Genomic DNA, 23,640 nt, shown 5'->3' with positions numbered 1-23,640 from the left:
CCGAGACGGTGACGGGCCAGCTCAGCGTCGGGTCGGCGACCGGCTACACGCCGATCTCGACCACCACCGCGCACGGCATCTTCGTGCTCAACGCGGACGGCAGCTACACCTACACGCTGACCAGCCCGTTCAGCGACTCGACCGGGACCAACAACGGCACGACGAGCGACGGGACCGAGACGTTCACCTACACGGCGCATGACGCCAACGGGAACACGGTCACCGGCACGATCACGATCAACGTGCTCGACGACGTTCCGCACGCGGTGGCGGACAGCGGGACGGTGACCGAGGGCGGTCTGCTGACCGTTGCGGCGTCGGGCGTGCTTGGCAACGACGTGGCGGGCGCGGACGGCTATGCGTCGGGCGGCGGGGTGGTCGGTGCGACCACCGGCAGCAACACGGCGGTCAACACGCAGAACGTGGTCGGCGGCTCGGTGACGGTGGTCGGCTCGTACGGCACGCTGACGCTTTATGCCGACGGTCACTACACCTACCAGGCCGACGCCAACGCGATCAGCACGAACCAGGTCGACCACTTCGTCTACACGATCAAGGACGGCGACGGCGACCTGAGCACGACGACGCTCGACATCAACGTCAACGCGGTCACGCTTACCGCCGACAACCAGACCAAGACGGTCAACGAGGCGGCGCTCGACACGACCACCACCGGCAGCGACCTTGGCCATGGCACGGTGACGGGCTCGAACCCGTCGCTGACCACCGAGACGGTGACGGGCCAGCTCAGCGTCGGGTCGGCGACCGGCTACACGCCGATCTCGACCACCACCGCGCACGGCATCTTCGTGCTCAACGCGGACGGCAGCTACACCTACACGCTGACCAGCCCCGTGACCGAAAGCCCTTCGGCCAATAACGGGACCGACACGGTCAACGGGGTCGAAGTGTTCACCTACACGGCGCATGACGCCAACGGGAATACGATCACCGGCACGATCACGATCAACGTCACCGACGACGTTCCGTTCGCCGCGATCAGCGTGACCAACGGGGCGATCAGCCTCGACGAGAGCGTGGGGCTCCAGGCGGACTCGAACGATGTGGCGGGCCCGATCGCGGCCTTCACCGGCGTGACCAATGTCGGGCTCGACCCCGATACCGGCAATGCCGTCGTCGGCTACGCCCAAAAAGTTGGCGCGATCAGTGCCAGCGGCAGCGCCTACGGCGCCGATGGCGCGGGCACGACGGTGTTCAGCCTGTCGACGGTGAACGGCACCGACTCCGGAGTGCAGACGACCGACGGCGCCCACATCTTCCTCTACAACGAGATGGTGAACGGTCAGAACGTGATCGTCGGCCGGGTCGGGAGCCAGGCGGGGGCCGCGGCATTCGCGGTCGCGGTCGATCCTTCGAACGGCACGCTGTCGATGGTCGAATATCTTTCGATCCATAATCCTGATGCGACCAACCCGGACGACTCGGTGTCAATCGTGCAGGGCGCGATCACCTCGACGGTCACGGTGACCGATCACGACGGCGACATCAGCACCGTCTCGGCGCAGATCGGCAACCTCATCAGCTTCCAGGACTCGGCGCCGATCCTCACCGCGGTCGACAACATCAACATCCAGAATTCGGGCGATCTCGCGGCCACCGGCCACTTCGCCTACAATCTGGGTGCCGACGGGGCCTCGGCCGATAATAATGTGTTCACGGCGGTGACCGGCAGCGCGACGGTCAACGGCAATCCCGTTCAGAACTACACGATCAGCGAAACGTCGGAGTCCGCGACGAGCGCGGTTTACAGCTTCAGCTTCGACTACGCGACCGGGGTGGGCGGGACCGCGCACGAGACGGGAACGCTGACCTTCGACAAGGTCGCGGGTACCTACACGGTCGATCTCGACAACCCGATTTCGGGATACAGCGTGCTGGCGACCGCCGGGGCGCCGGCCAGCGCCTTCGTCAACTACAACGCCAACGGGTCGACCTCGCAGGGGCCGTCGAACATCGCGACGGTGCAGCTGGCGAACAATTTCTACATTCAGTTCACCGGCGACAGCTCGGGATCGCACACTACCGTGTCGCCGGACGGCACCTTCGTGCCCGTTACGACGAACAGCTTCGGCGGCCTTGAGCTGTTCACCGGGTCGGCCGCGACGGTCACCGTGTCGAGCAGCGCGGCGGGCGTTGCCGGCAACACCATCCAGGGCGGCGAAGTCCTCGACTTCAACCTCTATTCGTCCAACCCGCAGGCCTCGACCGGCGGGGTGCCGACCGCGTCGGCTACTTCGATGTTCATCGAGCTCGACGGCGTCGGGACGAGCGAGGACATGATCGTGGTGCTCAAGCTCTACGACACGGTCACGCACCAGTACACGACCGAAGCGCTGATGGTGCAGAATGGCGACATCATCAAAAGCAACGCGACGCTGGCGGGGACGGCCTACTCGGGCATCACGCTCGACAATAACGACGGCCTGATCGTGATCGAGGCGAACGACTATCAGCAGGGCAATTCGAACCTGGTAATCGTCGGCGCGCAGATCGCCGGGTCGGACGACGGCATCACCGGGACCGCAATCAACTTCAACGGCGCGCTCGGCGCGAGCGGCGGGAGCAGCGGCACCCAGTCGTTCCAGACCGACGTCAGCGACCAGCCGTTCAAGATCCAGAACATCGGCTTCCTGACGACGACCACGACCAACCAGAATGCGGACCTGACGTTCAATGCGACGATCAAGGACGGCGACGGCGACACGGTCAGCCAGATCTTCCACGCGACCATCACCGGAAGCGCGGACTCGCAGACCCCGCTGACGCTGGCGGCTGCGGTCACCACCGTCACGCCGGTCGTGCTCGACACCAACCACGACGGCGCGATCAACTATCTCGCGACGTCGGCGGGCGTTCATTACGACATGAACGGCGACGGCCATGCCGACCAGACCGCGTGGGTCGCGTCAGGCGACTCGATCCTGTTCCGCGACGACAATGGCGACCACACGGTCACCAACGCCAGCGAGTTCACCTTCGGGCATGACGGGGTGAGCGATCTCCAGGCGCTGCGCGCGCAATATGGCGACACGCTCGACGCGAACGACGCCGACTTCGCCAAGTTCGGGGTGTGGAACGACGCCAACGGCAACGGTCGCGTCGACGCGGGCGAAGTGATGACTCTGGCGCAGGCCGGTATCACCAGCATCTCGCTGGTGTCGAACGGGGTTGCCTCGAGCGCAGCCGGCGGCGACGTGCAGGTCGGCGGCAGCGCCTCCTACATCTACACCGCGGGGGGCGTGTCGCAGACCGGGCTCGTCAACGACGTCGCCCTGTCCTACGCCGCGGCCTCGGCTTCGGCGCAGGCGCAGGTCGTCAGCCGGATGGCGATGCAGGGCAGCAACGGGGTGATGACCGCGGCGCTGGCCGCGGCCGGGCTCGCGCTCGCCGGCAATGCCTGGGCGGGGGCAAGCCCGCACCTGCTTCGCGGCGGCGATGCCGAATATCATGGCCTGGTCGTCGCCAAGGCGGCGGCGTCGCTGGCGGCGGCGCACGACGAGGCGCAGCCGGTCCGCTCGATGCTCGCCAACGAGCATGCCACCCCGGTCGAATCGCATGCGTCGAGTGAGGCGCATAGCCTCGCCGCGGCGCCGGCGCACGAGCCGGTCGTGCCGACCTTCGCGCACGCGGCGGCGATGACCGCGCTGGCGCAGGGCACGACGATGCCGGCGATCGACCATCCGCAGGCGATGGTCGCGCTTCCGGCGATGCCGGTGTTCGCGGCGGCGGCGCTCCAGCCGGTCGCCAAGGATGCCGTCGCCGGGCCCAAGCATGCCGAAGTGGTCGGCAAGATTCTCGCCGACGCCATCGAGCACGACTCGCCGACCGCCAAGCTGCTCGCCCAGGTCACGGGCGACGAGCAGGGCGCGAACGGGGTGAAACAGCTGATGGCAATCCAGTCAGGGCACGCCGTGCCGGGTTGGGACGGCGGGCATGGAGCCCATTTCGCGCCGGCCATTCTTCAAGCCATCACGATGGAGTCCATGGCGATCCATCATGACGCGGTCCAGCCGACAGTTCACGGCTGACCGACAGGATCGGGCCCGCAGTGGACGGCGGGCCCGAAGCCTTTGACAGACCAGAAGGGGGAAAAGATGAAAAAGCACTGGACGATGATCGTTCCCGGAGCGCTGCTGCTGTGCGCCGCGCCGTCGTGGGCCGTTGACTTGAAGAGCGCGGTGCAATCCGCGCTGTCGACCAATCCCGATGTCCGCCAGGCGATCGAGAACAAGGCCGCGACCCAGTTCGAACGCAAGCAGGCGCAGGGCCTCTATTACCCGACGATCACGACCGAGCTGTCGGCCGGGGTGCGCGAGCTCAAGAACCCGAGCCGCCGCCGGATCGGCTTCGGCAACAACAAGCTCTACCCGCTCGAGGCCGACCTCGTCGCCGACGAGCTGCTGTTCGACATGGGCGGGCGCGAGGCCGAGATCCGTCGCCAGGCGGCGCGGACCGATGCCGCCGCCGCGCGGATCGGCGAGCGCAGCCAGTTTGTCGCGCTGAACGTGTCGCGCGCCTACATCGACTATATGCTGCAGCAGCGGCTGGTCGCGATCGCCGAGGACAATGCCAACTTCCATCAGAAGCTGGCCGGCGACCTGCGCGAAGGGGTGGCGAAGGGGTCGATCTCGATCGCCGACCAGCAGCAGGCCGAGGAACGGCTCCAGTCGGCGCGCGCCCGCGTGACCGAGGCGCGCGAGGATCTCGACACCGCCGCGATCGAGTTCCAGCAGCTCACCGGCATGCCGCTCGACAGTGTGCAGATGCCGCCGGACCTGTCGGCGTCGGTCCCGCCGTCGCTGGCCGATGCCGAGGCGCTTGCCCGCCGCGACAATCCGCTGGTCGCCGAAGCGGTCGCCGACATGTCGGCGGCGCGCGAGGAGGCCAATGCCGCCAAGGCCGCACTCGGTCCTAACTTCCACCTCGAAGGACGCGCGCGAGCCGGCCACGACATCGACGGGTTCGAAGGCAAGACGACCGACCTTCAGGGCCGGGTCGTGATGCGCTGGACGATCTTCAACGGCGGCACCAACGTCAACAACTACCGCGAGCAGGTCGCCCGCACCAACGAGGCCAACGCCCGCATCTTCCAGCAGCAGCGCCAGGCCGAGCAGGACGTTCGCGCGGCGTGGAGCCGGCTGACCAACCAGTCGCGGCTGACCGACGAGCTGACCACGCAGGCCAAGGTCACCGACGACCTGCTGCTCAGCTATCGCGAACAGTTCAACGTCGGCCGCCGCTCGCTGCTCGACGTGCTCGACGCGCAGAACACCCGCTACAACGTCCAGGCGCAGGCCGAGACGGCGCGGCTGGCCAAGCTGTACGCGCAGTATCGCGTGCTCGCCGCGGCCAACCGGCTGACCGAGGCGCTCGGCGTGACGATGCCGCGCGAGGCGTGGAGCAACGAGCGCACCCAGTATCACGCCTACGCGGTGCCCGCCGCGGCGCTGAACGAGGCGAGCATGCCCGCGCCGGTGATGGGGCCGCCGGGGACGATGGCGCCGGTCGCGCCGCCGGTCGTTCCGGCGACCCAGACCTGTGCCGACGGGACGGTAATCGACGCCGCGGCGGTGTGCCCGGCGGCGGCGCCGGCGCCGACCGGCGGCCGGTAACAGCGTAAGGGCGGGGACGGGATCGTGAGCTTGATGAATACCCTCGATGCGGCGCCGTCGCGCGAAGTCGATCCCGTCCTCGATTGCCTGGCCTTCCTCGCCCGGCAGGCCGACCGGCCTTCCTCGCCGGTGCTCCTGCGCGCCGGGCTCGCGCTCGGTGCGTCTGGGCTGCTGCCGTTCCACCAGATCGAGCCCGCGCTCGAACAGGTCGGGATGCGCGGCGAGCCGGTCCGCCGCAAGCTCGCCGGGTGGAAGGTGCAGCAGCTTCCGGCGATCCTCGAACTCGGCGAGGAACGCGCGGCGGTCCTGCTCGAACGGCGCGACGGGGATGCGCTGGTCTACGTCCCGGGCGTCAGCGAGCCGGTTTGGGTGCCGCTGCCCGAACTCGAGCGCGCCTATACCGGGCACGCGGTGGTGGTCGAGCCCGACCCGGCGCGCGAGCGTGAGGGCGAGCGGCCGTGGGACAAGGCCAAGCGCAGCCACTGGTTCTGGTCTGAGGTGTGGAAGGCGCGCCGCGATTTCTGGCCGGTGCTGCTTGCCGCGCTGGTCGCCAACTTCCTCGCCATCGCGCTGCCGCTGTTCACGATGAACGTCTACGACCGGGTCATCCCCAACAAGGCCGAGCCGACGCTGTGGGTGCTCGCGCTCGGGGTGATGGTGGCGATGGGGTTCGACTTTTCGCTGCGGCTGGCGCGTGCGCAGCTGATCGACGAGATCGGGCGCAAGCTCGACGCCAAATATTCGCAGAAGCTGTTCGAAAAGGTGATGAACCTCCCGCTCGCCTCGCGGCAGGGATCGACCGGGGCGTTTGCCAAGCGGATCAGCGAATATGAGTCGGTCCGCGACTTCTTCGCGTCGACCACCGTCGTGCTGCTGGTCGACATCTCGTTCATGCTGATCTTCCTGGTGATGATCGCGGTGCTGGCCGGCTGGCTGGTGATCGTGCCGCTGGTGGCGATCGCCGCGACGCTGACCGCGGGCTTCATGCTGACCAAGGCGATGGGCCGCGCGGCGCTCGACGCGCAGGCCGATTCGAGCCTTCAGCACTCGGTGCTGGTCGAATCGATCAGCGGCACCGAAACGCTAAAGTCGGCGCGCGCCGAAGGGCAGATGCTCGGCCGCTGGCGGCGCTATTCGGCGATGTCGGCGGCGACCCAAGAGCGGCTTCGGCGGCTGACCACCATCGCGGTCAACATCGCCTCGGTCAGCCAGCAGTCGATCAGCGTGTTCCTGGTGATCGGCGGCTTCTACCTGTTCAACGACGGCAAGATGACGATGGGCGCGATCATCGCGATCGTCATGCTCGCGGGCCGGGCGATGGCCCCCGTCGGCCAGTTCGCCTTCGCGGTCACGCGCGGCAAGCAGGCGATGACCACGCTCGCCTCGCTCCAGACGCTGATGGAAGGGCCCGACGAGCGCGACATGACCGCGCGGCGGAGCATCGTTCCCGAGATCCGCGTCGGCCATCTCGAGCTCAAGGACGCCAGCTTCCGCTACCCGGGCGCGTCGATCGACAGCCTGTCGGGGCTCAACCTCAAGATCGCCCCGGGCGAGCGGATCGCGATCATCGGCCGGGTCGCCAGCGGCAAGTCGACGCTCGGCCGGCTGCTGTGCGGGCTCTACGCCCCGACCGACGGCGAGATGCTGATCGACGGGCTCGACAGCCGCCAATACCATCCGCACCAGATCCGCGAGGCGTTCCGCTTCGTCGCGCAGGACGCCGACCTCTTCTCGGGCAGCGTCCGCGACAACCTCATGCTCGGCGCGCCGCGCGCGACCGATGAGCAGTTGATCGAGGCGGTCAAGCGCTCGGGCGCCGACATCTTCCTGTCGCGCGACGCGGCCGGATTCGACCTTCCGGTCGGCGAGCGCGGCAACCGCCTGTCCGGCGGGCAGCGCGCGCTTCTCGTGCTGGCGCGGGCGCTGGTGTCGCCGTCGAAGCTGCTGTTCCTCGACGAGCCGACCGGGGCGATGGATACCCAGACCGAGCAATATTTCATCGACAAGCTCGACAAGGCGCTCGCGCCCGACCAGGCGCTGGTCGTGTCGACCCACCGGCACAACATGCTCAATATCTGCAACCGGCTGATCGTCATCGACCAGGGCCGGGTGCTCGCCGACGGGCCGCGTGACGAGGTGCTCGGGCGGCTCGCCAAGAGCCAGGCCGCGACGGGAGCGGCGCAATGACCGCGCTTCGGGCCTCGTTCGTGATCCATCGCCTGTGGTGGGCGCTGCTCGCCGTGCTGCTCGCGCTCGGCGCGGGGCTCTCCGCCTTCGGCTTGCGCGGCAACGCCGCCGAGGCGACGGTGACCACGCTCGCCCCCGCCAAGGCCGCGGCGCTGATCGAAGCGACCACCGGTCCCGCCGCGCAGCAGATGGCCGCGGTCGGCGACAAGGCCAAGCTGATCAACGCCTCGCTGCCGTTCGCGGTCGGTGCGATCGCGCCGTCGCGGCCGTTCGCGCTCGCCAGCGACGACGGGCTCGACCATCGCCGCGCGCTGCTGTGCATGACCCAGGCGATCTATTACGAGGCCGGGTTCGAACCGCTTCAGGGCCGCCGCGCGGTGGCGCAGGTGGTCCTTAACCGGATGCGTCACCCGGCCTTTCCCAAGTCGGTGTGCGGCGTGGTCTACCAGGGGTCGACCGGCGCGGTGTGCCAGTTCAGCTTCGTGTGCGACGGCTCGCTCTATCGCCGCCCGGCCGCCGCGGCGTGGAAGGCGGCGCAGGACGTCGCCGAGGCCGCGCTCGCCGGATACGTCGAAAAATCGGTCGGGCTCGCGACCCACTATCACGCCGACTATGTCGCGCCGCGCTGGGCGCCGATGCTCGCCAAGGTGGCGGTCGTCGGACAGCATATCTTCTATCGCTGGCCGGGCCTGTGGGGCCAGTCGGCGGCGTTCAGCGGGCGTTACATCGGCGAGCCGCAGGACCCGTCGGCGCTGCGCCCGCCGCTCCGCGCGGCGATGCTCCACGCGCCCGACGGCAAGCTCCCCGCCGGGACCGCCGGGCCGATCACCGACGGCACCGTGCTCCACCGCGCGCCGAGCGACGTCGGCGGGCTGCTCGACACGTCGAAGGGCTGGACGCTCAACATCCCGCTGCCCTCGGACACCGAGACTGCCGCCAGCGCCGTCGCGAGCCGCCAGAAGGCCGCGCCCGACCCGGTTTCCCCCGCCACCCCGATCGCCGCGATCCCGACCGGGACGCAGGTCGCGGCGCGCTAGTTTCCCTCGTAACAGGACAGGCTTCGCCTCATGGCCACGCTCCCCTTCCTCCCCGCCGCGGACCGCCCCGCCGCCCGCCGTCGCCGCGAGCCGATGACCGGCGCGAAGCGGATCATCGTCACCGTCGCGGTCGGCTTCGGCCTCTTCCTGCTGTGGGCGATGCTGGCGCAGGTCGACGAGATCACCCACGGGCAGGGCAAGGTCATCCCGTCGAGCAAGGTCCAGCTGATCCAGGCGGCGGAGCCGGCGACGGTCGCCGAACTGTTGGTCCGCGCCGGGCAGCGGGTGTCGAAGGGCCAGCTGCTCGCGCGGCTCGACAACCCCCAGAACCGCGAAACCCAGGCCGAGACCGAGGCGCTTCAGGCGCGCTCGGCGCGGCTCCAGGCCGAGGGCGTCGGCGGCTCGGCCTCGGGGCTCGCCAATTCGGAGGCCGAACTGAGCTCGGTCCGCCGCGAAGCGCTCGGCAGCCGCGTCGCCGCGCTGCGCGCGCAGGCCGAACAGCACCGCCGCGAGGCGTCGGAAGCGTCGGCCACGATTTCCTCGCTGTCGCGCAGCCTCGGGCTCGCGCAGGAAAATGTGAACCGGCTGGCCCCGCTCGCCGCCAAGAGCATCGTTCCGCAGACCGACCTTGCCACCGCGCAGCGAGAGGTGGTCGACCTCCAGGGCCGGATCGCCGCCGCGCGCGAACAGCAGGGCCGGGCGATGGCCGCGGTCAGCGAAGCACTCAGCCAGGCCAACGAGGCGAGCTTCACCTTCCGCCAGGACGCGCTCAACGAACGCAGCCAGGTCGAACAGAAGCTGGCGGTCAACGCCGAATCGCTGCGCGGCGCGCGCGGGGCCGAGCTGCGCTCGCCGGTCGACGGCTTCGTCAATAACCTCCAGGTCACCACGATCGGCGGCTACCTTCAAGCCGGGCAGACGATGATGGAAGTCGTGCCGATGGGCGAGAAGCTGCTCGTCGAGACCCGCGTCAAGCCGAGCGACATCGCCTTCATCAAGGTTGGCGACAAGGCGCTGGTCAAGGTCACCGCCTACGACTTCTCGACCTATGGCGGGCTCGAGGGCCGGGTCGTGCAGGTGTCGGCCGACAGCATCTACGACCAGAACGAGCGGCAGGCCTATTTCACCGTGCTGGTCGAGACCGACAAGAGCTACCTGACCAGCCACGGGCAGAAGCTGCCGATCACGCCGGGCATGATGACCGACACGCAGATCATCACCGGCCGCAAGAGCGTGCTGAGCTATTTGCTCAAGCCGGTGCTCAAGGCGCGCAGCGACGCGCTTCGCGAACGCTAAGGGCTTAGAGCAGCGGCAACCGCAGCGCGCCGGTCAGCTCGGCCAGCGGCTTCGCTTCGAGGCGGTCGGACGGCGCCCCCTCGCCCGCGGCGGGCTCGAGCGGGGCGGTCGCGCGCGCCGAGGCATAGATCACCGGCGCCGGGGCCGGCATCGCGTCGCGGCGATAGCCGTGGACGTAAGCGTGCCCCGCGGTGAAGCTCATGATCGGGCGGTAATCGCCGATTTCGTCGCTGTCGATCAGCCGGTCGGTGCCATTGTCGAGCACCAGGAAACGCCCGTCGGCACGCACCACCGCGACCGCATGGTCGGCGCGGCGGACGAGGTCCTTCAGGACGACCAGGTAAAGGTCGTGTTCGGCGAACCCGGCGCGGCGCAGCATCGCCAGCTTGGCGATCGCATAATCTTCGCAGTCGCCCTTGCCGCTGGCGAGCGTCTCGGCCGCCGGGCTCCACTTGTCGGCGACGTGCCAGTGGGTGAAATCGTCGACGAATCGAACGCGCGCGTTGACATAGGCGTTGATCGCCTCGGCCCGCGCGATCGCGCCGACGCCGCGTTCGCGCGTGGCGAAAGCGGCCGCGGCAGCGGTCGGCGCGCCATATTCGACCGACTTCCATTTCGCCGTCAGCGGGGTGCGACCCACCGGCAATGCGACGCTGTTGAACACATCGGGGCGGTCGGGGGAGGCGATTGCGAGCGCCGGGGCGGGGCGCGCGGGCAGCGGCGCGTTGCGAAACAGGCTCGCGGCGGGCGGCACCGATCCCGACGCATAGGCGAAGGGGGCGGACGCGCGCGGCGATCCCTGCGCGGCGAGGATCGCGGCTAGCGCGCTCGGCTGGCCGCCGAGGATCGCGCTCGCCTTGGTAAGCGCCATCGATTGCGCCTCCGCCGGGGTCGCGAGGAGCGCCGAAGCGGCCGTCGCCGCGCAGATGAGGGTCCTGAACATGGTCGCCCTTGTCGCAGGACAAGGCGAACATCAGGCTAAGGCGGATGGTTAAAGCCGCGCTAACCCCCTGAAATGGTTCATTTTCCCGTTATAAATGCGTTTACCGCCCGGTTGAAAACGTCGGGCTGCTCGATGTTCGAGAGATGACCGGCATCGGCGATAACCTCGAGCCGCGCGCCGTCGATCATCTGCGCGAGCGCTTCCGACAGCGCGGGCGGCGTGATCGCGTCCTCGGCGCCGCACAGCACCAGCGTCGGCAGCGCGATCGCCGCCGCCCGCGCCGACTGGTCGGCAAGCCACACCGCGTCGGCGGCCTGCGCATACGCGTCGACGTCGATCCCCGCCATCGTTTCGACCAGCGCCGCGACCAGTGCCGGAGTCGCGGCGTGCCCGACCAGCGACGGCACCCGCGCCTCGGCGAGCGCGCGCATGCCGACGGCGCGCGCCGCCCCGACCGATCGCTCGGCGATGGCGCGGCCCTCGGGATGGAACGCGAAGCTGTCGGCCAGCACCAGCGTTTCGACCCGTCCGGGCGCCAGCGCGTGGAGCGCGATGGCCACCACCCCGCCGAGCGACAGGCCGCAGACATGCGCGCGGCCGATTCCCAGAGCGTCCATCGCCTCGACGATCGCCGCCGCGAACCCGTCGCGCCCGACACCGGGGCGGGCCACGCTTTCGCCATAGCCGGGATAGTCGAACGCCACCGCGCGACGATCGCGCCCGAAATGGTCGAGCTGGGGTCGCCACACCTCCTTGGTCGAGCCGACCCCGTGGAGGAAGACGATCGGCACCGCCGCACCGCCGCCTGTCTCTTCATAGCCGATTGCGCCGTTCGCGAGGTCGATGATCGCCATGTCCCCGCTGTCCCTCGTCGGCGGTGGCTTTGCAAGCGCGCGGCCGGGCGATAGCAAGCGGGGCGATGACCGATCTCACCGTCAACGGCGATCCCGTCCGCTACGCGCTCGACCCCGCGACCCCGCTGCTGTGGGCGCTGCGCGACGCGTCGAACCTCACCGGCACCAAATATGGTTGCGACAGCGGCGACTGCGGGGCGTGCACGGTGCTGGTCGACGGGCAGGCGGCGCTGTCGTGCCAACTCCCGCTGTCGGCGCTCGAAGGCGCCCAGGTGGTGACGATCGAAGGGCTTCCCCCCGGGCCGCTGCAGCAGGCGTGGGCCGCGGCGGGGGTGTCGGCGTGCGGGATGTGCGACCCGGGGTTCATCATGGCGCTGACCGCGCTGCTTCGCGCGAGCCCGAAGCCCGCTGCCGAACAGCTCGCCGCGCTTCCCAACCTGTGCCGCTGCGGGGCCGGGCCGCGCATCCTCAAGGCGCTCGCTGCCTTGCCAGTTGCTGCACCGCCCATTCAGCCGCACGACAGCCCGAAAGGCGCATCTCCCCGGTAACGACCTTTCGTGACGGAGATTGCGATGCGTAAGTTGATTCTTCTTCTCGCCGCGAGCGCGCTCTGGCCGCTTGCCGCCCATGCCCAGGACCAGCAGGACCAACCGCACCGCCACCGCGGCGGCGAGCAGGCGCAGACCGAACGCGAGCCTCGCCCCGAGCGCCCGCAGGGCGGTGACCGCCAGGGTCGCTGGGGTGGCGGCAGCCCCGCCATGCAGGCCGAGGCGCCACGCCCCGCGCCGGCACCCGAAGCGCGGCCGCAGGGCGAGTTCCAGCGCCGCCAGCTCCCGCCCGAACTGCAGGCGCAGCAGGGCTGGGGCATGCGCGACCGCCAGCCGAACCGCGCGCAGCCCGCGCCGCAGCAAGCCAATCCGCAGGCGTGGGACGATCGCATGACCGGCCAGCCCGCCCAGCAGTGGCAGCGTCGTCGCGAGGGTTCGCGCGATCCGGGCCAGGCGCGTCCCGACGGCCAGTGGCAGAACCGCCAGGGTCAGTGGCAGGGGCAGCGCGATGGCCAGTGGCAGAATCGCCAGGGCCAATGGCAGGGGCACCGCGACGGCCAGTGGCAGCGCGGGCCGATGCCAATCCCCAACGGCGGCCGGATCATCGTCTCGCGGAATCGCGACCATGACTGGGGTCGCAACTGGCGGCAGGACCGGCGCTACGACTGGCGCGACTATCGCAGCACGAACCGCTTCGTGTTCCGGCTCGGCAACTACTACGATCCCTATGCCTACCAGTATCGCCGCTGGCAGGTCGGGTTCCAGCTTTGGCCGGCCTATTACCAGCAGGACTATTGGCTCGACGATCCGTGGATGTATCGCCTGCCGCCCGCCTACGGCCCCTATCGCTGGGTCCGCTACTGGGACGACGCGTTGCTGGTGAACATCTACACCGGCCAGGTCGTCGACGTGATCTACGACGTCTTCTGGTAGGAGCGCTCGAGGACCAGCACGGTCCATTCCCCGGGGCTGCGTTCGACGAGGACGCAGCCCCGCTTTTCGTAGGCCGCGACGACCGCGTCGGCCTGGCTGTCGAGCAGCCCGGCGAGAAGGATCGTCCCGCCTGGCGCGAGCGCGTCGGCGAAGGCGGGGGCGAGCTCGATCAGCGGCCCGGCGAGGATGTTGGCGATCAGCAGGTCGAACGGCGCGCGCGCGGCGAGCAGGGGATGATCCATCCCGTCGGCGGCCGCGAGCAGCAGCTGCCCCGCCTCGTGCCCCAGCGCTACCGAATTGATTGCCGCATTGTCGCGGGTCACGTCGATGCTGATCGGGTCGATGTCGGTCGCGATCGCCTTCGCGTCCGGCCACAGCGCAAGCGCCGCAAAGGCGAGCAGCCCGGTCCCGGTGCCGATGTCGGCGAGGTTGGCGAAGCGCTTGCCCGCCCGCTCCATCCGGTCGAGTGCCTCGAGGCAGCCGGCGGTGGTTGCGTGCTGGCCGGTGCCGAAGGCAAGCCCCGCGTCGATCTCGAAGCTTACCGCCCCGGCGGGCCGCTCGGCATGGTGCATCGGCGTGTGGACGAAGAAGCGCCCGGCGTGGATCGGGGCGAGGCCCTGCTGGCTTCGCGTCACCCAGTCGGTCGAATCCTCGAGATGCTCGATCTCGGGGTCGCTCCCCGCCGCCAGCCGCCGCAGCAGGATCAGTTCCTGCGTGGTCGGCTGCTCGGCGAAATAGGCGTGGATCCGCCAGTCGTCGGGGGCGTGCGGGTCGGGCTCGTCGGCGACGAATACCGGCGGGGCGTCCGACTGGGCGAACAACTCGTCCCGCTCGGGCAGCGCCTCGGCCTCGGCGCGGGTGCAGTGGAGCGTCACGCGCCAGCTCATTTTCCGTCCCGCTCCTCGGCCAGCTTGGCGTCGAGCGCTGCGCTCTTGGCCGCCGCATAAGCCTTGCACGCCCCGGTATCGAGCAGCGGCTTGCCCGCCGCCAGTCGCGCGGGCATGTCGCTGGCCGCCGGGTGCGGGGTCAGCAATATCTCGCACTCGCTCGCCGCGATCTTGGCGATCGAGGCGCGGAAGGCGGCGACCATCGCCGGATGGTCGCTGAACCGGTATCGCTTGTTGGTGATCGGGGTCAGGCTGTCGGCATAGACGATCGTCCGGCACACCCCGCCGTCGCAGCTCACCCACCGCCAGCTCGTCGCGCCGAGCGTGTGGCCCGGCGTGGTGATCGCGGTCAGCATGATGTTGCCCAGCCGCACTTCCTCGCCGTCGCGGACGGTGCGCCCGACGGTCACCGGCGGGAACGGCGTGCCGCCCGCCTGCGGATCGTCGGCCGCGACCGCGCCCTGGCCGAGCGCGCGCGCGGCGGCGGCCGAGGCGACCACCACCGCGCCGCTGGCGCGCTGGATCGCGGCGATCCCGCCGACATGGTCGCTATGTTCGTGGCTGACGAGGATGTAGCGGATGTTGCGCGGCGAATAGCCGAGGGAGCGGATGTTCGCCTCGATCATCGGCGCCGCCGCCTCGGGCCCGCCGTCGATCAGCACGTCGCCGGCGCTGCCGTGGATGAAGATCGACGAAATGCCGCAAGTGCCGACCAGATAGGCGTTGCCGTTGATCCGCACCGGGGGCGCGGGCTGGGTCCAGCTGTCGGGGTCCTTGGCGTCCTTGCACGCCGCCGCCCACGTCGGGCCATATTGTTCGATCGGGGCGGGAAGATTCTCGACCTTGGGCGGATTGCCGAGCGGGATGACGATCTGCTGGGCGATGAGGGCAATCGAAAGCAGGGGATTAGCGAACATAGCTTGCTCCGTTGGCGTCGACGATCGCCCCCGTCGCGCTGGCCGGGGCGTCGATGGCCAGCCAGCGAATGATTTCCCCTATCTCCGATGCGTCCGCCGGCCGCCCGAGCGGGATGTCGGCGAGCAGCGCCTCGCCGCCGCGACTGGCGAGATAGTCGTCGACCATGCCGGTGACGGTGAACCCCGGGCACACCGCGAAGGCGAGGATGCCGTCCTTGGCATAGCCCCGGGCGATCGTCTTGGTCATCGCGATCATCCCCGCCTTCGAAGCGGCATAATGCCAGTGCCGGGGGCTGTCGCCGCGATAGCCTGCGCGGCTGGCGACGTTGACGATCCGCCCGCCGCGCCCGCGCTCCCGCCAGCGAAGGATCGCCAGCCGCGCGAGATCGGCGGCGGCCTGCAGGTTGATCTGCATCGTCCGTGCCCAGGCGGCGTGCCACGCCTCGTCATCGCAACTGTCGTCGATCGCCTCGAACACCCCGGCGTTGCAGACCAACACGTCGATGTCGCCAAGCTCGCCGAGCGCGCGGTCCCACAGGCGGCGCGGCGCGGCGGGGTCGGCGAGGTCGGCGATCGCGCTCGAATGGGCGAAGACCGCGTGGGCCGACAGCGCGCTGGCGGCGGCGGCGCCGATTCCTCGGCTGGCGCCGGTGAGCAGGATGTTCATCGCCCCCGCCTAGCCGCGCGCGCAGCCCGGCGATAGCCTCCGCCGACGGGGGGCGGGGCCTCAGGCGGCGAACTTGGAGATGAAGTCGCGCGTCGTGGTCTGGAATTCGCCGAGCTGGCGGGTGACCCGGCCGAACCCCTGTTCGACTCCGTCGATGTCGGCGGCGACGTTCTCGGTGTCGCTGCGGATCGCGGCGATGGTCGAGCTCATCGAATCGGCGGCCAGCGCGGTCTCGTCGACCGCGGCGGTGATCATCGTCACCGTCTGCGCCTGCAATTCCATCGCCTGGCGGATGCGGTCGGCGCTCTTCTCGACTTCCTCGACGGTCGACAGGATCGAGCCGTTGGCCTCGACCGTCTGGCGAGTCGCGGCGGTGATCGCGCCGATCTTGGCGGCGATGTCGTCGGTCGCACGGGCAGTCTGGCTGGCGAGGCTCTTAACCTCCTGCGCGACGACCGCGAAGCCGCGCCCGGCGTCGCCCGCGCGCGCCGCCTCGATGGTCGCGTTGAGCGCGAGCAGGTTGGTCTGCCCGGCGATATCGCGGATCAGGCCGAGGATCGATTCGATCGCCTCGACGTGCGCCGACAGCGCCTTCGACACCTTGGCCGCTTCCTCGGCCTGGTCGCCTGCCTTGGTCGCGACGCCGGCGGCGACCTCGACCTCGTTTCGCGCGTCCTCGATCGCGCGGATCAGCCCGGCGGCGGTCTGCGCCGCCTCGCGCATCGCCACCGCCGACTGTTCGGCCGCGGCGGCGACCTCGCTGGTCTTGCCGAGCATGCCGCGCGCCGAATCGGAGGTGCGCGAGGCCTGCGCGCGGAGCTGGTCGCTCTCGCTCGAACATTGCTGGACCACGCCCATCACGCGGGCGTTGAATTCGCTCGCCTGCCGTGCCTGCAGGTCGTCGTTTTCGCTGCGGGTGATGTCGATCGCGTGGTGGATATAGGCGTCGATCTCGAGGCTCTGCACCTCGCTCAGCGTCCGCGCGAGCTCGATCTGCTGGTCGGCGTCGTCGGTCGATTCGCGGATCGCGCGGAACGCCGCCTCGGTTTCCGCCGCGACCCCCGACAGCAAAGTCGACAGGGTCAGCCCGCCGCTCAGCGCCTTTTCGACGTACTGCCGCGCCTGGTTGACCCACGCATTGTTCTCCAGCGCCGAGAATTTCGAGCGAAGATAGGGCAGGATCGCGACCGTCAGCCGATCGATCCGGGTCTCGTCGAGCTTCCCGTCGATCTCGGGCGAGCGGGCGTAGCGGGTCCAGAATTCGGCCGAGATCTGCATCTCGTGATGGCCGATCAGGTCCCACAGCCGGCGCGCGCGCTGCGGCAGGTCGCCGGTCGGGTCGTAGAAACGCAGGCCGCGCGCTAGGTCGTAATTTCCCGATTGCGTGCGGTTCATCGCCGTTGCCATCTGCCTCTTGCCCCGTTCTTCGCGCTGTTGCCGTGTCGAGTTCGGGCTATGCGATCAAATGGTTAAGGGCCGGTTAGCTCGTTCGCCGCGGCGGCGCGGCGCGCCCGCCGACTTGCCCTTCGCCCGCACAGTTTCTAGGGGGAGGGCGCTCCCCCACCGGAGCCAATTTCATCGAGGTCTCGACCCTTTCATGCCCGCTCCATCCAGCCGACCGCTTTCTCCCCACCTCACTATCTGGCGGTGGGGTCCGCACATGCTGATCTCGATCCTCCACCGCGTGACCGGCGGGGCGCTGACCGTCGCCGGGTTGGCGGTGCTGAGCTGGTTCCTGCTCGCGCTGTCCGGATCGGCGAGCGGGTTCGACACGTTCGCCCACGCCGCCCAGTCGGTGCCCGGGACGATCGTCCTCGTCGGGCTGACCTGGGCCTTCTGGCAGCACCTGCTCAGCGGGCTTCGCCACGTCGTGCTCGACATCGGCGCGGGCTATGCGCTGCCCACCAACCGTTTCTTCTCGGTGCTGATCCTGTTCGCCGCACCGTTCCTGACCGCGCTGACCTGGGCGCTTCTCGAGGGGATGATCAAGTGAGCATGTCCGACAGCGCCACCCCGCTGGGCAAGGTTCGCGGGCTCGGCTCGGCGCACGCCGGGGGCGAGCATTGGCTGGCCGAGCGATTCTCGAGCGTCGCGCTGCTGCTGCTCGGGCTGTGGCTAGTTTTCTCGCTGGTGATGCTGCCCGACCTGACCCAGCAGACGCTGGTGAGCTGGCTCAAGCAGCCGCTCGCCGCGGTGCCGATGGCGCTGTTCGTCATCGCCGCCTTCGCCCACGGGCTCGACGGGCTCAAGGTCGTGATCGACGATTATGTCCACGACGAGGGGACCCGCATCGGGCTCGGTTTCGCGCTGACCATGATCGCCATTTTCGGCGCCGGCCTCGCGCTGTTCGCCCTCGCCAAGATCGCTTTCGGAGCCGCTGCGTGAGCAAGGACGCCTACAAGATCATCGACCATGTCTACGACGTCGTCGTCGTCGGCGCCGGCGGCGCGGGGCTTCGCGCGACGATGGGCGCGGCCGAAAAGGGGCTGAAGACCGCCTGCGTCACCAAGGTCTTCCCGACCCGCAGCCACACCGTCGCCGCGCAGGGCGGGATCGCCGCCAGCCTCGGCAACATGGGCCCGGACCACTGGACGTGGCACATGTACGACACGGTAAAGGGCTCGGACTGGCTCGGCGACCAGGACGCGATCGAATATCTCTGCCGCGAGGCGCCCGCGGCGGTCTACGAGCTCGAGCATGCCGGGCTGCCCTTCTCGCGCACCGAGGACGGCAAGATCTACCAGCGCGCGTTCGGTGGCATGACCCAGAACATGGGCGAAGGCCCCGCCGCGCAGCGCACCTGCGCCGCCGCCGACCGCACCGGCCACGCCATGCTCCACACGCTCTACCAGCAGAGCCTGAAATATGACGCCGACTTCTTCATCGAATATTTCGCGCTCGACCTGATCATGGAGGTGGACGCCAACGGCGTTCACGCCTGCCGCGGGCTCGTCGCGCTGTGCCTCGACGACGGCAGCATCCACCGTTTCCGCGCGCAGGCGGTGGTGCTCGCGACCGGCGGCTACGGCCGCTGCTACTATAGCGCGACCAGCGCCCACACCTGCACCGGCGACGGCAACGCGATGGTGCTCCGCGCGGGCCTTCCGCTCCAGGACATGGAATTCGTCCAGTTCCACCCGACCGGAATCTACGGCGCGGGCGTGCTGATCACCGAGGGCGCGCGCGGCGAGGGCGGCTACCTCACCAATTCCGAAGGCGAGCGGTTCATGGAACGCTACGCCCCTTCGGCCAAGGACCTTGCCAGCCGCGACGTCGTCTCGCGCTCGATGGCGATGGAAATTCGCGAGGGGCGCGGGGTCGGCGAGCACAAGGACCACATCTACCTGCACCTCGACCATATCCCGGCCGACGTGCTGGCCGAGCGGCTGCCCGGGATCACCGAGACGGCGAAAATCTTCGCCGGGGTTGACCTCACCAAGCAGCCGATCCCGGTCACGCCGACGGTCCACTACAATATGGGCGGCATCCCGACCAACTATCATGGCGAGGTCGTCACGCTGAAGGACGGCGAGCCCGATAGCGTCGTCCCCGGCCTGTTCGCGGTCGGCGAGGCGGCGTGCGTCAGCGTCCACGGCGCCAACCGGCTCGGCTCCAACTCGCTGATCGACCTTGTCGTGTTCGGCCGCGCCGCTGGCCTTCGCCTCGCCGAGGTGATCAAGCCAGGCGCGCCGCAAAAGGCGCTGGCCAAGGACGCGGGCAGCCTCGCGCTCGACCGGCTCGACCATTTCCGCAACGCCAAGGGCGGCACCGGCACCGCCGCGATCCGCGACAAGATGCAGCGCACGATGCAGGCCGACTGCGCGGTGTTCCGCACCGACGCAACGCTGGCCGAGGGCGTCGCCAAGATCGACGACATCTACAAGTCGATGGCCGACGTGAAGATCGCCGACCGCAGCCTGATCTGGAACAGCGACCTGATCGAGACGCTCGAGCTCGACAACATGCTCGCGCAGGCCTCGGTCACCATGCACTGCGCCGCCAACCGCAAGGAAAGCCGCGGCGCGCACATGCAGGAAGACTATCCGACCCGCGACGATGCGAACTGGATGAAGCACACCATCGCCTGGTTCGACGGCTGGGGTGGAAAGGGCGGCGGCGTGCGCATCGATTATCGCCCGGTGCACAGCTACACGCTGACCGACGAGGTCGACTACATCAAGCCCAAGGCGCGCGTGTACTGATGGCCGATCCCAAGCCGCCGAAGCGGATTTTCCCCGAAGCCAAGGTCGACGCGGTCGCCGCCAAGCACGTCCCGTCGAGCCCGCAGACCGAGAGCGCGGCGTACAAGCTCGCCTTTCAGGACACCGACTTCCTGCTTCGCGACGACCTTCGCCCGGTCCGCTTCCAGCTCGAACTCTTGAAGCCCGAGCTGCTGCTCGAGGAAGCGAAGATCGCCTCGACCTTCGTCTTCTACGGCTCGGCGCGCGTGCCCGAACCGGTCAAGGCCGACGAGCTGCTCGCCAGCGCGCGCACCGACTGGGACCGCAAGGTCGCCGAACGGCTGAAGGCCAAGAGCCACCTCTACGAGACCGCGCGCGAGCTGGCGCGGATCGCCAGCCGCCAGCCGCACGCCGAGGACGGCACGCGCCACTTCGTCGTCACCTCGGGCGGCGGGCCGTCGTTCATGGAAGCCGCCAACCGCGGCGCGTGCGACGAGGGGCAGGAGACGATCGGGCTCAACATCGTGCTTCCGCACGAACAGCTGCCCAACCGCTTCGTGACCCCCGAGCTCAGTTTCCAGTTCCACTATTTCGCGCTTCGCAAGATGCACTTCCTGCTTCGCGCGCGCGCGGTCGCGGTGTTCCCGGGCGGGTTCGGCACGTTCGACGAAATGTTCGAGCTGCTGACCCTGATCCAGACCGGCAAGGTCCGCCCGCTGCCGATCCTGCTCTACGGGCGCGAATTCTGGGAACGGGTGGTCGATTTCGAGGCGCTGGCCGAAGAGGGCGTGATCAGCCGCGCCGACCTCGACCTCATCACCTGGTGCGAAACCGCCGAGGAAGGCTGGCAGACCGTCCAGCGTTGGTACGAGCGCGAACCCAAATAAGGGCCGAGCGGGGACAGCCGAAGGGCTGAACCCGCAATCCGGATGTCCGCCTTACTTCGCGGCCGGCGCCGGGGCGCTGGTGTCGCGCTTGTCGACCGTCGCCGTATTGCCCGCCGGGGCGACCTTCGGGTCGACCGCGCCAGCCGGAGCCGCCGCATTGCCAGCCGCCGCTCCCGCCTTGGCATCGCCCGCCGGGGCCGCCGCGGGGGCCGCGGGCAACGGCAGGTTGGTGCCGTGGCTGTTGAGGAAGGCGATCACGTTGGCCCGGTCCTGCGGGTCGGACAGGCCGGCGAAGCCCATCTTGGTCCCCGGCGCGAACGCCTTCGGGCTCTTCAGCCACTGGAACAGGCTGTCGAAGTCCCACTTGCCGCCCTTCTTGGACAGCGCCTCGGAAAAGGCATAGCCGTTCGCGCCCTGGCCGATCGCCTCGCCGACCACGCCCCACAGGTTCGGGCCGATCGCGTTGGCCCCGCCCTGGTCGGCGTTGTGGCAGGCGGCGCACTTCTTGAACACCTCGGCGCCCTTCGTGGCGTCGGCCTTCGACAGGTAGAAGGCCGCGGGCTGCTCGGCCGCCGCGCCGCCGCCGGCGTCGCCTTCCTCGACCACGCCCTCGATCGGATAGCCCATCTTCTCGGGGCGCTCGTCGTTGAAATAATGGCCCGACACGATCGAGGTGCCGAGCGCGACGATGCCCGCGAAAAGGACCCAGCCGGCGATGGTGTTGTTGCGGTCGTTCATGAAGCCCCGTGCGGCGGTGCCGCGCTGAAGTGAAGGAATGCTGGCGGTCCTTTAAGGGCGTCGCTGGCGCAACTCAAGCGTCCAGCCAGTGCTCGAGCAGGCTGCGCGCGATGGCGAAGCGCGGCGGCGGCTCGAACGGCCCGTCGCCCGCCAGCGCCGCCTCGACCTCGGCCCGGTCGAACCAGCGCGCGTCGTCGAGCTCGTTGTGGTCGACCGTCAGCGCGTCGCCGACCGACCGCGCCCACGCCCCGATCATCAGCGAGGAGGGGAAGGGCCACGGCTGGCTGGCAACATAGCGGACGTCGACCGCCTCGATCCCCGCTTCCTCGGCGAGCTCGCGCGCGACTGCCGCTTCGATCGTCTCGCCCGGCTCGACGAACCCGGCGAGCGCCGAATAGCGGCCCGGCGGATATTGCGGCTGCCGCCCGAGCAGCACGCGCCCGTCATGTTCGGCCAGCATGATCACCACCGGGTCGACCCGCGGATAATGTTCGGCCCCGCACGCCGGGCAGCCGCGCGACCAGCCGCCGCGATTGGGCTCGCTGCCATGCCCGCAATTGGGGCAGAAGCGATGGCGCACGTGCCAGCTCGCAAGGCTCAGCGCGGCGGCGAACACCGGCGCGTCGCCGCCATCGAGCTCGCCGAGCAGCGCGAATCGCGCCCGCGCGTCGCCCGATCCGACCGCGTCGGGAATCGCCGAGAAGCGCGCCCGCTCGCCGTCGATCCCGAGGAACAGCGCCTCGTCGCCGCGAACCGCGTCCCACACCAGCCGCCCCCCGGCGTCGAGCGCGGGGGCGCCGTCGACCCAGCGAAGCGCGGTCGCGCCTTCGCGCAGCCGGTCGATCTCGTCGGGCCGGTGGCGAAGCGCGTCGGCGCGGTCGAGCCCGGGTCCGCTGAAGAAGGGATCAGGCCGCAAGTCGCCTCGCCTCCATCGCCTCGACCGCTCGCGCATAGAGGCTCGGCAGCCCCGCCTCGCCGATCGTCGCCAGCGGCTGCCACCAGCCCTCGCCCTGCGGCACCTCGGCCCGCGCCACCAGGTGCAAGTCGAGGGTGAAATGGGTGAAGCCCCAAGCGACGCTCGCCAGCACCGGCCCGGCGGGGGGCAAATCGCCCCATTCGGGACCGGGCAGCGCCGCCATCCCGCCGAGCAGCCCCTTGTCGGGCCGCCGCACCAGCCACACCGCGCCGTCGCGCTCGACCCACCACGCGATGCCGTGCCTATGCGGCCGCGCGCGCTTCGCCTTGGGGGCGGGAAAGGCCTCGGGATCGCCGCTCGCGAACGCCGCGCACTCTTCGCGCAGCGGGCAGGCGAGGCAGGCGGGACGCTTCGGGCGGCAGATGGTCGCGCCGAGGTCCATCATCGCCTGCGCGAAATCGCCCGGCCGGTCGGCGGGGACCATCGCCTCGACCGATGCGCGAATCGCGCCGCGCGAATCGGCGACCGGCCGGTCGATCCCCGCCAGCCGGGCGACCACCCGCTCGACATTGGTGTCGATCACTGCCGCGCGTTCGCCGAACGCGATCGCCGCGATCGCCGCCGCGGTATAGGCGCCGAGCCCCGGCAAGCACCGAAGTTCGGCCTCGGTCGACGGAAAGCCGCCCATCGCCGCGACCTCGCGCGCGCAGGCGATCAGGTTGCGCGCCCGGGCGTAATAGCCGAGCCCCGCCCACTCGCTCAGCACCTCGGCATCGGCCGCGCCCGCAAGCGCCTCGATCGTCGGCCAGCGCGCGACGAACCGCTCGAATCGCGGAACGACCGTCGCCACCGTGGTCTGCTGGAGCATCACTTCGCTCAGCCAGACGCGATAGGGATCGGCGGGCGGCGCGCCCGGCGGCGCGCGCCACGGCAGCGCGCGGGCGTGGGCGTCGTAATGGCGAAGGAGCCGCGTCGCGGCACTGGCGAGCATCCCGGCCCTATGGCATGGTCGCGGG

20 protein-coding genes are annotated in these 23,640 nt (G+C 69.6%); 11 read left to right on the top strand and 9 right to left on the bottom strand.

What is annotated here, in order from left to right; all coding sequences use genetic code 11:
• From ABDK56_RS06150 to ABDK56_RS06130, 5 genes are all read left to right on the top strand, one after another.
• Window positions 1–4,049 (top strand): beta strand repeat-containing protein (locus tag ABDK56_RS06150; RefSeq protein WP_349807268.1); only part of this gene is annotated, 4,049 nt, incomplete at its 5' end.
• Window positions 4,050–4,115: 66 nt separating this feature from the next.
• Window positions 4,116–5,633, top strand: a complete 1,518-nt coding sequence (locus ABDK56_RS06145; protein WP_349807267.1) for a TolC family protein — start codon at window positions 4,116–4,118, stop codon at window positions 5,631–5,633.
• A gap of 33 nt (window positions 5,634–5,666) precedes the next feature.
• On the top strand, window positions 5,667–7,820 hold the full coding sequence (locus tag ABDK56_RS06140) for a type I secretion system permease/ATPase (protein ID WP_349807266.1): 2,154 nt from the start codon (window positions 5,667–5,669) through the stop codon (window positions 7,818–7,820).
• Window positions 7,817–8,857 carry a cell wall hydrolase gene (locus ABDK56_RS06135; protein ID WP_349807265.1) on the top strand — a complete coding sequence of 347 codons (1,041 nt, stop codon included), beginning with the start codon at window positions 7,817–7,819 and terminating at the stop codon, window positions 8,855–8,857. The genes ABDK56_RS06140 and ABDK56_RS06135 overlap by 4 nt, the downstream gene beginning before the upstream one ends.
• A 30-nt stretch (window positions 8,858–8,887) precedes the next feature.
• Window positions 8,888–10,153: an HlyD family type I secretion periplasmic adaptor subunit gene (locus ABDK56_RS06130; RefSeq protein WP_349807264.1), complete on the top strand. Its 1,266-nt coding sequence runs from the start codon at window positions 8,888–8,890 to the stop codon at window positions 10,151–10,153.
• Between the two features lie 4 nt (window positions 10,154–10,157).
• Here the strand turns inward: ABDK56_RS06130 and ABDK56_RS06125 are convergent, their stop codons facing one another.
• Both ABDK56_RS06125 and ABDK56_RS06120 read right to left on the bottom strand, forming a co-directional pair.
• On the bottom strand, window positions 10,158–11,096 hold the full coding sequence (locus ABDK56_RS06125) for a transglutaminase-like cysteine peptidase (protein ID WP_349807262.1): 939 nt from the start codon (window positions 11,094–11,096) through the stop codon (window positions 10,158–10,160).
• Window positions 11,097–11,173: 77 nt separating this feature from the next.
• Complete coding sequence (locus ABDK56_RS06120) at window positions 11,174–11,950, bottom strand: alpha/beta fold hydrolase (RefSeq protein WP_349807261.1); 777 nt, start codon at window positions 11,948–11,950, stop codon at window positions 11,174–11,176.
• 65 nt (window positions 11,951–12,015) lie between these two features.
• Between ABDK56_RS06120 and ABDK56_RS06115 the strand changes: the two genes are divergently transcribed.
• The gene (locus ABDK56_RS06115) at window positions 12,016–12,498 is read left to right on the top strand and encodes a (2Fe-2S)-binding protein (protein WP_349807260.1); all 483 of its coding nucleotides are present in this window, start codon (window positions 12,016–12,018) and stop codon (window positions 12,496–12,498) included.
• Window positions 12,499–12,522: 24 nt separating this feature from the next.
• Window positions 12,523–13,431: an RcnB family protein gene (locus ABDK56_RS06110; RefSeq protein ID WP_349807259.1), complete on the top strand. Its 909-nt coding sequence runs from the start codon at window positions 12,523–12,525 to the stop codon at window positions 13,429–13,431.
• Here the strand turns inward: ABDK56_RS06110 and ABDK56_RS06105 are convergent.
• The 4 genes from ABDK56_RS06105 to ABDK56_RS06090 are packed head-to-tail and all read right to left on the bottom strand — an operon-like array spanning window position 13,413 to window position 17,297.
• Window positions 13,413–14,318 (bottom strand): 50S ribosomal protein L11 methyltransferase, encoded by a 906-nt coding sequence (locus tag ABDK56_RS06105; protein ID WP_349807258.1) that lies wholly within the window; start codon window positions 14,316–14,318, stop codon window positions 13,413–13,415. The two genes, ABDK56_RS06110 and ABDK56_RS06105, sit on opposite strands and share 19 nt — an antisense overlap.
• Window positions 14,315–15,235 carry a subclass B3 metallo-beta-lactamase gene (bla, locus tag ABDK56_RS06100; RefSeq protein ID WP_349807257.1) on the bottom strand — a complete coding sequence of 307 codons (921 nt, stop codon included), beginning with the start codon at window positions 15,233–15,235 and terminating at the stop codon, window positions 14,315–14,317. Before bla ends, ABDK56_RS06105 begins: the two co-directional genes overlap by 4 nt.
• On the bottom strand, window positions 15,225–15,902 hold the full coding sequence (locus ABDK56_RS06095; RefSeq protein ID WP_349807256.1) for an SDR family NAD(P)-dependent oxidoreductase: 678 nt from the start codon (window positions 15,900–15,902) through the stop codon (window positions 15,225–15,227). Before ABDK56_RS06095 ends, bla begins: the two co-directional genes overlap by 11 nt.
• Window positions 15,903–15,962: 60 nt before the next feature.
• Window positions 15,963–17,297 carry a methyl-accepting chemotaxis protein gene (locus ABDK56_RS06090; protein WP_349807255.1) on the bottom strand — a complete coding sequence of 445 codons (1,335 nt, stop codon included), beginning with the start codon at window positions 17,295–17,297 and terminating at the stop codon, window positions 15,963–15,965.
• A gap of 202 nt (window positions 17,298–17,499) precedes the next feature.
• Between ABDK56_RS06090 and sdhC the strand changes: the two genes are divergently transcribed.
• From sdhC to ABDK56_RS06070, 4 genes are read left to right on the top strand one after another with little or no spacing between them, the layout of a single operon-like run.
• Complete coding sequence (gene sdhC, locus ABDK56_RS06085) at window positions 17,500–17,895, top strand: succinate dehydrogenase, cytochrome b556 subunit (RefSeq protein WP_349807254.1); 396 nt, start codon at window positions 17,500–17,502, stop codon at window positions 17,893–17,895.
• A gap of 2 nt (window positions 17,896–17,897) precedes the next feature.
• Window positions 17,898–18,287 carry a succinate dehydrogenase, hydrophobic membrane anchor protein gene (gene sdhD, locus ABDK56_RS06080; RefSeq protein ID WP_349807292.1) on the top strand — a complete coding sequence of 130 codons (390 nt, stop codon included), beginning with the start codon at window positions 17,898–17,900 and terminating at the stop codon, window positions 18,285–18,287.
• Window positions 18,284–20,104 carry a succinate dehydrogenase flavoprotein subunit gene (sdhA, locus tag ABDK56_RS06075; protein ID WP_349807252.1) on the top strand — a complete coding sequence of 607 codons (1,821 nt, stop codon included), beginning with the start codon at window positions 18,284–18,286 and terminating at the stop codon, window positions 20,102–20,104. The genes sdhD and sdhA overlap by 4 nt, the downstream gene beginning before the upstream one ends.
• Window positions 20,104–20,970: an LOG family protein gene (locus tag ABDK56_RS06070; protein ID WP_349807251.1), complete on the top strand. Its 867-nt coding sequence runs from the start codon at window positions 20,104–20,106 to the stop codon at window positions 20,968–20,970. The genes sdhA and ABDK56_RS06070 overlap by 1 nt, the downstream gene beginning before the upstream one ends.
• Window positions 20,971–21,021: 51 nt before the next feature.
• Here ABDK56_RS06070 and ABDK56_RS06065 read toward each other — a convergent pair whose 3' ends face one another.
• From ABDK56_RS06065 to ABDK56_RS06055, 3 genes are all read right to left on the bottom strand, one after another.
• The gene (locus ABDK56_RS06065; RefSeq protein ID WP_349807250.1) at window positions 21,022–21,708 is read right to left on the bottom strand and encodes a c-type cytochrome; all 687 of its coding nucleotides are present in this window, start codon (window positions 21,706–21,708) and stop codon (window positions 21,022–21,024) included.
• A 73-nt stretch (window positions 21,709–21,781) separates the two neighbouring features.
• A complete protein-coding gene (gene nudC / locus ABDK56_RS06060) occupies window positions 21,782–22,624 on the bottom strand; it encodes an NAD(+) diphosphatase (protein WP_349807249.1) in 843 nt (280 codons plus the stop codon).
• Window positions 22,614–23,615: an A/G-specific adenine glycosylase gene (locus ABDK56_RS06055; protein ID WP_349807248.1), complete on the bottom strand. Its 1,002-nt coding sequence runs from the start codon at window positions 23,613–23,615 to the stop codon at window positions 22,614–22,616. Before ABDK56_RS06055 ends, nudC begins: the two co-directional genes overlap by 11 nt.
• Window positions 23,616–23,640 lie beyond the last annotated feature (25 nt).

The organism is Sphingomonas sp. ASV193, from assembly GCF_040203355.1.
In the GTDB taxonomy this organism is placed as follows: Bacteria; Pseudomonadota; Alphaproteobacteria; order Sphingomonadales; family Sphingomonadaceae; genus Sphingomicrobium.
This window is presented reverse-complemented; position numbering and strand designations above follow the sequence as displayed.